This is a genomic window from Micrococcus sp. APC 4021 (assembly GCF_030407635.1).
Taxonomy (GTDB): Bacteria; Actinomycetota; Actinomycetes; order Actinomycetales; family Micrococcaceae; genus Micrococcus; species Micrococcus luteus.
The window spans coordinates 1-7,685 of the sequence record NZ_JASDCZ010000113.1; the positions used below are offsets into that span (position 1 = coordinate 1).

The window sequence follows — 7,685 nt, forward strand, 5'->3', positions numbered from 1 at the left end:
CGTCGTCGTCCCGGGAGGAGAAGAAGAACCAGCCGTCGTCGTCCTGCCGGGCGGTGTCCCCGGTCAGGTACCAGCGCCCGTCCGGGGTGAAACGCTCCGCGGTCTTCTCCGGCTCCCCGAGGTAGCCGGGGAACCAGAACAGGGGCGAGGCCGCGTCGATCGCGATCTGCCCGTCCCGGATCTCGGCGGCGATCCCCGGCAGGGGCACACCCATCGAACCCGGGCGGGGCGGCGCGGCCAGCTCGGGGTGCGCGAGGGTGCAGATGACCATGCCCAGCTCGGTCTGGCCGTAGTGGTCGCGGATCTCCGTGCCGAGGGCCGCCCGGCCCCACTCGAGCACGGACGGCGGCAGCGGCTCCCCCGCCGTGGACACGCGCCGCAGCCGCAGCGGGGCGTCCTCGGTGACCTCCCCGGCCTTGGCCAGCGCGCGGAACATCGTGGGGGCGCCGGCGAGGTTCGTGACGTCCTGCGAGCTGATCACCTCGACCATGGTCGCCGGGGAGAAGGCGCCGCGGTACTGCACCGAGGTCGCCCCGAGCACCAGCGTGCCGACGATCCCGTAGTACAGCCCGTACGCCCAGCCGTGGTCGGCCGCGTTCCAGAACAGGTCCTCGGGGCGCAGGTCCACCGCGCACGTGAGGTAGACGGCGAACGCGGCGGCCGCGCGCAGCGGCACAGGCACCCCCTTGGGGCGGCCGGTGGTGCCGGAGGTGAACAGCAGGGCGATCGGCCCGTCCCCGCCGACGGCGACGTCCTCGGCCAGCGGCGCGGAGTCCGCGAGCGCGTCCCACTCCGGGCCGGTGCGGATGATCTCGATGCCGGGGATGTCCGTGAGCTTCTCGGCCTGACGGGGTTCGGCGACGACAAGCCGCGCCGCCGCGCCCTCGATGCGCATCCGGGCGGCGCCCGCGGCGAACGCGGTGAACAGCGGCACGTGCACAGCGCCGAGCCGCCACAGGGCCAGCAGCGTGATGACGAGCTCCTCCCGTTTGGACATCATCACGGGGACCCGGTCGCCGCGCGTGACGCCGCGGGCGGCGAGGCCGGTGGCGAGGCGGCGCGAGCGGTCGGCCAGCTCGCCGAAGGTGAGGTCGACGGCGGACATGTCCTCCGCCACGAACCGGAACGCCACCGCGTCGGCCGGCCAGCGGTCGCAGAGCAGGTGGGCGGCGCAGGCGTCCGGGGTCTCGACGTCGGCGACCCACCCGGCCATCAGCCGGTCGATCGTCCCGGCCTCGTGGGCCTGCCCGGTCCGTTCCGTCATCTCGGTCTCCTCATCCCTCTCGGCATGCCGACGCCGGGCGACGGCGACGTCAGCCACGGTAGGTCCACCGCGCCCCGGGCCACCGGGCGCGTCCGCATGTTGCACTCGCCACCCCGTCGCGGCTGAGGGCAGGATGGCGCCATGACTGATCTCGATCCCGCCACCCCTCGCCCCTCAGGGACGCGCGCGGACGCCCCGCCCCGGACCGACGTCGCGCTGCGCCCGGTGGCCGCCGACGACGCCGACTTCCTGTGGACCTGGATCCACGGCGCCGAGGACCCCGAGTGGAAGTCGTGGGACGCCCCCTACTTCCACGCCGCGGACACGGCCGCCCCGCCGAGCCGCGCGGACTTCGACGCCGACCACGCGCGCCGGCGCGTCGGCGACCCTGACGTCCGGGTCGTCACGGTGGACGGCACCCCCGTCGGTCTCGTGACCCGCACGGAGCAGCATCCGGCGGGCGCGGGCTGGTGGGAGCTCGGCATCCTGTTGTTCGACCCGACCACGTGGGGCCGCGGCGTCGGGCGGGCGGCGCTCACGCTGTGGTCGGACGCGTCGTTCGCGGAGACGGACGCGCACCTGCTGAGCCTGGTCACGTGGTCCGGCAACGCGCGGATGATCGCGTCGGCGGTCCGCGTCGGGTACACCGAGGTCGCCCGCATCCCCGAGGCGCGCTCCTGGGAGGGCCGGCGATGGGACTCGGTGCAACTCGCGGTGCTGCGGCGAGACTGGTGGCCGGCGTCGACGGACGGCTGAGGACGGACCCGGCCCTCGCCTTCGTCGGGCGTCCGCGGCGCCTGCCAGAATGGGGGCCATGACCTCGCAGCCCGCGCCCGCGTCCACCGCCCACCGCCGTCCCCTCGCCGAGGCCGGCATCGCCCTCGGCCCCCTGGACGGCCGCTACCGTGCGGCGGTGGAGCCGCTCGTGGAGCACCTGTCCGAGGCGGCGCTGAACCGCAACCGCATCCACGTGGAGGTCGAGTGGTTCATCCACCTGGCCGAGCACCGCGTGCTGCCGGGTCTCGAGCCGCTCACGGCCGAGCAGCAGGCGGGCCTGCGGGCGATCGTCACGGACTTCGACGCGGAGTCCGTGGCCGAGCTGGCGGCTACCGAGAAGGTCACGGTGCACGACGTGAAGGCCGTCGAGTACTTCATCGCCGACCGCCTCGAGGGGCTGGGCCTGGGTCGGCTGAAGCCGCTCGTGCACTTCGCGTGCACCTCCGAGGACATCAACAACCTGGCCTACGCGGTGGGCGTGCGCGACGCCGTCGAGCAGGTCTGGCTGCCGGCCGCCCGCGCCGCCGTGGCCACCGTCTCCGCGATGGCCGCCGAGGCCGCCGAGACCCCCATGCTCTCCCGCACGCACGGCCAGCCGGCCACGCCCACCACGCTGGGCAAGGAGATGGCCGTGTTCGTGCACCGTCTGACCCGTCAGACCCGGCGCATCGCCGGCCAGGAGTACCTGGGCAAGATCAACGGCGCCACCGGCACCTACGCCGCCCACCTCGCCGCCGCCCCGGACGCGGACTGGCCGGCCCTGTCCCGGTCCTTCGTGGAACACCTCGGCCTCACCTGGAACCCGCTGACCACCCAGATCGAGTCCCACGACTGGCAGGCGGAGCTGTACGCCGACGTCGCGCGCTTCAACCGGATCCTCCACGGCTTCTGCGTGGACGTATGGAGCTACATCTCCATCGGCTACTTCGCGCAGATCCCCGTGGCCGGCGCGACCGGCTCCTCCACGATGCCGCACAAGGTGAACCCGATCCGCTTCGAGAACGCGGAGGCCAACCTCGAGCTCTCCTGCGCCCTGCTCGACTCGCTGGGCGCCACCCTCGTGGAGTCCCGTTGGCAGCGCGACCTCACGGACTCGACGTCGCAGCGCAACATCGGCGTGGCCCTCGGCCACTCAGTGCTCGCCCTGACCAACGTCACCAAGGGCATGGGCCAGCTCCAGGTGGCCGATCCCGTGCTGGCCGAGGACCTCGACACGAACTGGGAGGTGCTCGGCGAGGCCGTCCAGACCGTGATGCGCGCCGAGGCGATCGCCGGCGTCGAGGGCATGGACAACCCCTACGAGCGCCTCAAGGAGCTGACCCGCGGCCACCGCGTGGACGGTGCGCGCATGCGCGAGTTCGTGCAGGGCCTCGGCCTGTCCGAGGGCGCTCAGGCGCGCCTGCTGGAGCTGACCCCGGCCGGGTACACCGGCGTGGCGTCGGAGCTGGCCAAGGAGTTCGGGCCGGCGCAGGACTGACCCGGGCCGCCTGACGGGGGACGATGGGCGGGTGCTGCTTCCACTTCTCCCCGTGTGGCTGCTGTCCGCCGCCCCCAAGGACCCCGCCGAACTCGAACGGGACGTGCCCGAGCCGATCGACGCCCACGGCGAGCTCGCCGACGCGGTCACCGCGGCGATCACCGCCGTGGACCTCGTGGGCGTGTTCTTCTTCGCGATCTCGGGTGCCGTCCTCGCCGTGCGCAAGGGCTACGACATCGTCGGCTCCCTGCTGCTGGCCCTCATGGTGGGCACGGGCGGCGGCGTCGTCCGGGACCTCGTGGTCGGCCGGGACGTGCCCGCGGCCTTCGACAACCCCTGGTACCTGATCCTGCCGGCGGTCGCGTCGCTAGCGGTGTTCCTCCGGATCTTCGACGGCGAGCGCGGCCACCACGCCGTCATGGCCTTCGACGCCATCGGCCTGGCCGTGTACTGCGTGGTGGGCACGCGCATCGCCCTGCTCGCCGGCCTGAGCCCGGTCGCCGCCGCAGTGCTGGGCCTGGTGACCGCCGTCGGCGGCGGCATCCTGCGCGACGTCGTCGCCGGGGAACCGCCCGCCGTGTTCGGCGGGCGCGGCTGGTACGCGCTGCCGGCCATCCTCGGCGCGGGCACGACGGCGGCCCTCGGCCAGGCGGAGGTCCTGAACCCGCTGACCTCGGCGGCGGTGATGGTGCTCGTGCTCGTGCTGCGCGTGGTGTCGCTGCGCAGGGAGTGGCTCGCCCCGGGGGCCGAGATCTCGGGGGAGACCCAGCGCCAGCGCATGGATCCGCATGACGAGCCGCCCGTGCCGGACATCCGCGACCGCAAGGGCAGGGACGGGCCGCCCGCCGCCCCCGGCGAGGACGGCCCCCCGGCGAACGAGGAGACACCCGGCGCCGACGAAGACGTCACACCTCGGGGGACACCCGGGTGAACAAACGAGCCACTGCGCGGGCCGCACGGGACAATGGCCGGTGAATCCCCGGACCCAACGGAAGGAGCCGCCGTGGACGTGCAGCAGTTCTTCGCCACCCTCACCGACGTCCCGTGGCTGCTCACGACCCTGGACCTGATCGGGATCTTCTTCTTCGCCACCTCGGGGGCGCTGCTGGCGGCCCGCAAGCAGTTCGACCTGGTGGGCTCGATGGCGCTGTCCCTGCTGGCGGGCCTGGGCGGCGGCTTCACACGGGACATCCTGCTGGACCGGGGTCTGCCCGCGTCCCTGGAGAACCCGGTCTATCTGGCCCCGCCCCTGCTGGTGTCCCTGCTCGTGTACGTCAAGGTGATCCACCCGAATCGCCTGAACCTGACCATCACCCTGTTCGACGCCGCCGGTCTCGCCCTGTTCACGGTGTCCGGCGTGCTGCTGGCGCACTCGATGGGCGTGCACCCGGTGTCCACGGTGGTGATCGCGATGGTCACGGCGCTGGGCGGCGGCGTGCTGCGGGACATCGTCGCCAACGAGGTCCCGTCCATCTTCGACCCCCGCGGCGTCTACGTCCTCCCCACGTTCCTGGGCGCGGTGCTGGCGACCGTGGTGGCCATGAACGGCGCGCTCAACGGGTACACCGGCTTCCTCATCGCGTTCCTGATCTTCGCGGTGCGGATGATCGCCTACCGCTACCAGTGGCGGTTCTTCGGCGCGGAGATCTCCCAGGACAAGGAGTCCCTCGAACGTCTGCGGCGCCTGGCCACGCAGGCGCAGGAGGCGGCCGCCCGCCGGGTGGAGCGCACCCTCGAGCGCCGGCTGCGCTCCCCCGGCGCCCCCGCCTTCCCCGACGACGACACGCACGGGTCCTACGGCCCGCGGCAGGAGTACGAGGACCAGGTGCGGGTGGACGACTACGACCCGCAGACCCAGACGATCACCGTCGTCGACCCCGCCTCACACCAGCAGGTGCGCCTGGACCGCGGCACCGGCGTCATGGACGTCACCGACCTGCGCACCGGGCGCACGCGCAGCTTCGACGACCCCGAGCACGACTGGATCGCGGACGACCCGGCGGACCCGAGGGACTGAGGGATGCGGTGAGCCCGACGCCGGGCCGCGCACGCGCACCCCGCGGACGGGTCTATGCTGAGAGTCCATGACCGGCACGCATGAGACCGCCCGCCCCGCCAGCACGACCACGGAGGCCGCGGCCTCCGGCCCCCTCCACCGCGTCGGATTCGACCGCGCGAAGTACATCGAACTCCAGTCCCAGCACATCCAGGAACGCCGCCGCCAGATCGGCGGGAAGCTGTACCTGGAGATGGGCGGCAAGCTCTTCGACGACCTGCACGCCTCCCGCGTCCTGCCCGGCTTCACCCCGGACAACAAGATCGCGATGCTGGACCGCATCAAGGACGAGACCGAGATCCTGGTGTGCTTCAACGCCAAGGACCTCGGGCGGAACAAGGTCCGCGCGGACCTGGGCATCACGTACGAGGACGACGTCCTGCGCCTCGTGGACGTGTTCCGGGAGCGCGGGTTCCTGGTGGAGCACGTGGTGGTCACGCAGCTGGAGGACGCCAACCACCGTGCACTGGCGTTCCTCGAGAAGCTCGAGCGCCTCGGCCTGAAGGTGGCCCGCCACCGCGTGATCCCCGGCTACCCGCACGCCATGTCCACGATCGTCTCGGAGCAGGGCTTCGGTGCCAACGAGTGGTCCGAGACCACGCGGGACCTCGTCGTCGTGACGGCCCCCGGCCCGGGCTCCGGCAAGCTGGCGACGTGCCTGAGCCAGGTGTACAACGATCGGCAGCGGGGCATCCCGGCCGGCTACGCGAAGTTCGAGACGTTCCCCATCTGGAACCTGCCGCTCGAGCACCCGGTGAACGCCGCCTACGAGGCCGCCACCGTGGACCTGGACGACATCAACCTGATCGACCCGTTCCACCTGGCCGAGTACGGCGAGCGGGTGACGAGCTACAACCGCGACGTCGAGGTGTTCCCGCTGCTGTCCGCGCTGCTGGAGAAGGTCACGGGCACCACCCCGTACAAGTCCCCCACGGACATGGGCGTGAACATGGCCGGCGCGGCGATCGTGGACGACGAGGTGTGCCAGGAGGCCGCAAAGCAGGAGATCATCCGGCGCTACTACAAGGCTCAAGTCAACGAGGCGCTGGAGGGCGCGGACGACACCGAGTCCGAGCGCGTGGCCCTGGTGATGTCCAAGCTGGGCCTGAGCTCGGAGGACCGCCCGGTGGTGGGTGCCGCGCAGTTGGTGGCCGAGCGCACCGGTGAGCCCGGCGCGGCCGTGCAGCTGGCGGACGGCACCCTGGTGACCGGCAAGACCTCGGAGCTGCTGGGCTGCTCCGCCGCGGTGCTGCTCAACGCCCTCAAGGTGCTGGCCGGCATCGAGGACGACGTGCACCTGCTCTCCCCCGCCTCGATCGAGCCGATCCAGACGCTCAAGACCGTGCACCTGGGCTCCAAGAACCCGCGGCTGCACACGGACGAGGTGCTGATCGCGCTGTCCGTGTCCGCGGCGACCGACGAGAACGCGAAGGCGGCCGTCGAGCAGCTGGCGAGCCTCGAGGGCTGCGACGTGCACACGACGACGATCCTCGGCTCCGTGGACGAGGGCATCTTCCGGTCCCTGGGGATGCTCGTCACGAGCGAGCCGAAGTTCCAGAAGAAGGGGCTGTACCGGAAGCGGTGAGGCGGGGCGGTTCGGGCGGTCGCTTTCGTTGACGAAACGGGCGACCCCTGGGCGTTTTCGTTCGAGAAGTGGGAGCGGGCCACGGCCCGCTCAGGAGGCCCCGGTGGTTCGCCGGGGCCTCCGTTCGTTGACGACGGCGACAACTCGCTCCGCGACGACGGCCGGGTCCTCGTGCTCCCAGAAGCGGAGGACGAGCCAGCCGCGCTCCGTCAGGATGCGCGTGGTCTCCAGGTCCCGGGCCCGGTTCGTGGCGACCTTGTCCGACCAGTAGCCGCCGTTGGCCTTCGGCGCGATGTAGTGCTGGGGACACCCGTGCCAGTAGCAGCCGTCGATGAGGACGGCGACGCGCGCGGGACGGAACAGGATGTCCACCGTGCGGCGGAGGTCCTTCTCCGGCTTCGCGTTCACCCGGTAGCGGAGGCCGGCGGCATGGAGGAGACGGCGAACGGGGGCGTGTCAGATGGTCTGTGTAAGCCGTACCGAGAGGAACGGTAAGAATCATGACCATGATCGACGAGAAGAACCC

6 protein-coding genes and 1 pseudogene are annotated in these 7,685 nt (G+C 72.0%); 5 read left to right on the top strand and 2 right to left on the bottom strand.

The features are described 5' to 3' along the window. Positions 1-1,264: AMP-binding protein (locus QL983_RS09330; protein WP_290152556.1), on the bottom strand; the 1,264-nt coding region annotated here is incomplete at its 3' end. A 141-nt stretch (positions 1,265-1,405) separates the two neighbouring features. On the opposite strand from QL983_RS09330, the gene QL983_RS09335 reads away from it, so the two are divergent. From QL983_RS09335 to QL983_RS09355, 5 genes are all read left to right on the top strand, one after another. Then, positions 1,406-2,020, top strand: coding sequence for a GNAT family protein (locus QL983_RS09335; protein WP_010080080.1), 615 nt, complete (start codon positions 1,406-1,408; stop codon positions 2,018-2,020). A 58-nt stretch (positions 2,021-2,078) separates the two neighbouring features. Then, entirely contained in the window at positions 2,079-3,518 is a 1,440-nt protein-coding gene (gene purB, locus QL983_RS09340; protein WP_041102571.1) for an adenylosuccinate lyase, read from the top strand. Positions 3,519-3,570: 52 nt separating this feature from the next. Beyond that, positions 3,571-4,449, top strand: coding sequence for a trimeric intracellular cation channel family protein (locus QL983_RS09345; protein WP_256093404.1), 879 nt, complete (start codon positions 3,571-3,573; stop codon positions 4,447-4,449). 72 nt (positions 4,450-4,521) lie between these two features. After that, positions 4,522-5,535, top strand: coding sequence for a trimeric intracellular cation channel family protein (locus QL983_RS09350; protein ID WP_041102567.1), 1,014 nt, complete (start codon positions 4,522-4,524; stop codon positions 5,533-5,535). A 67-nt stretch (positions 5,536-5,602) separates the two neighbouring features. Further along, entirely contained in the window at positions 5,603-7,159 is a 1,557-nt protein-coding gene (locus QL983_RS09355) for a DUF1846 domain-containing protein (RefSeq protein WP_041102565.1), read from the top strand. A 90-nt stretch (positions 7,160-7,249) separates the two neighbouring features. Here the strand turns inward: QL983_RS09355 and QL983_RS09360 are convergent. Then, positions 7,250-7,594 (bottom strand): annotated as a pseudogene (locus tag QL983_RS09360) (very short patch repair endonuclease); the annotation flags it as partial. Between the last annotated feature and the right edge of the window lie 91 nt (positions 7,595-7,685).

Bases quoted from the DNA above. Each gene is read 5' to 3' on its own strand.
- QL983_RS09335 (WP_010080080.1), top strand. From the start codon at position 1,406: ATGACTGATCTCGATCCCGCCACCCCTCGCCCCTCAGGGACGCGCGCG.
- QL983_RS09355 (WP_041102565.1), top strand. From the start codon at position 5,603: ATGACCGGCACGCATGAGACCGCCCGCCCCGCCAGCACGACCACGGAG.
- purB (WP_041102571.1), top strand. From the start codon at position 2,079: ATGACCTCGCAGCCCGCGCCCGCGTCCACCGCCCACCGCCGTCCCCTC.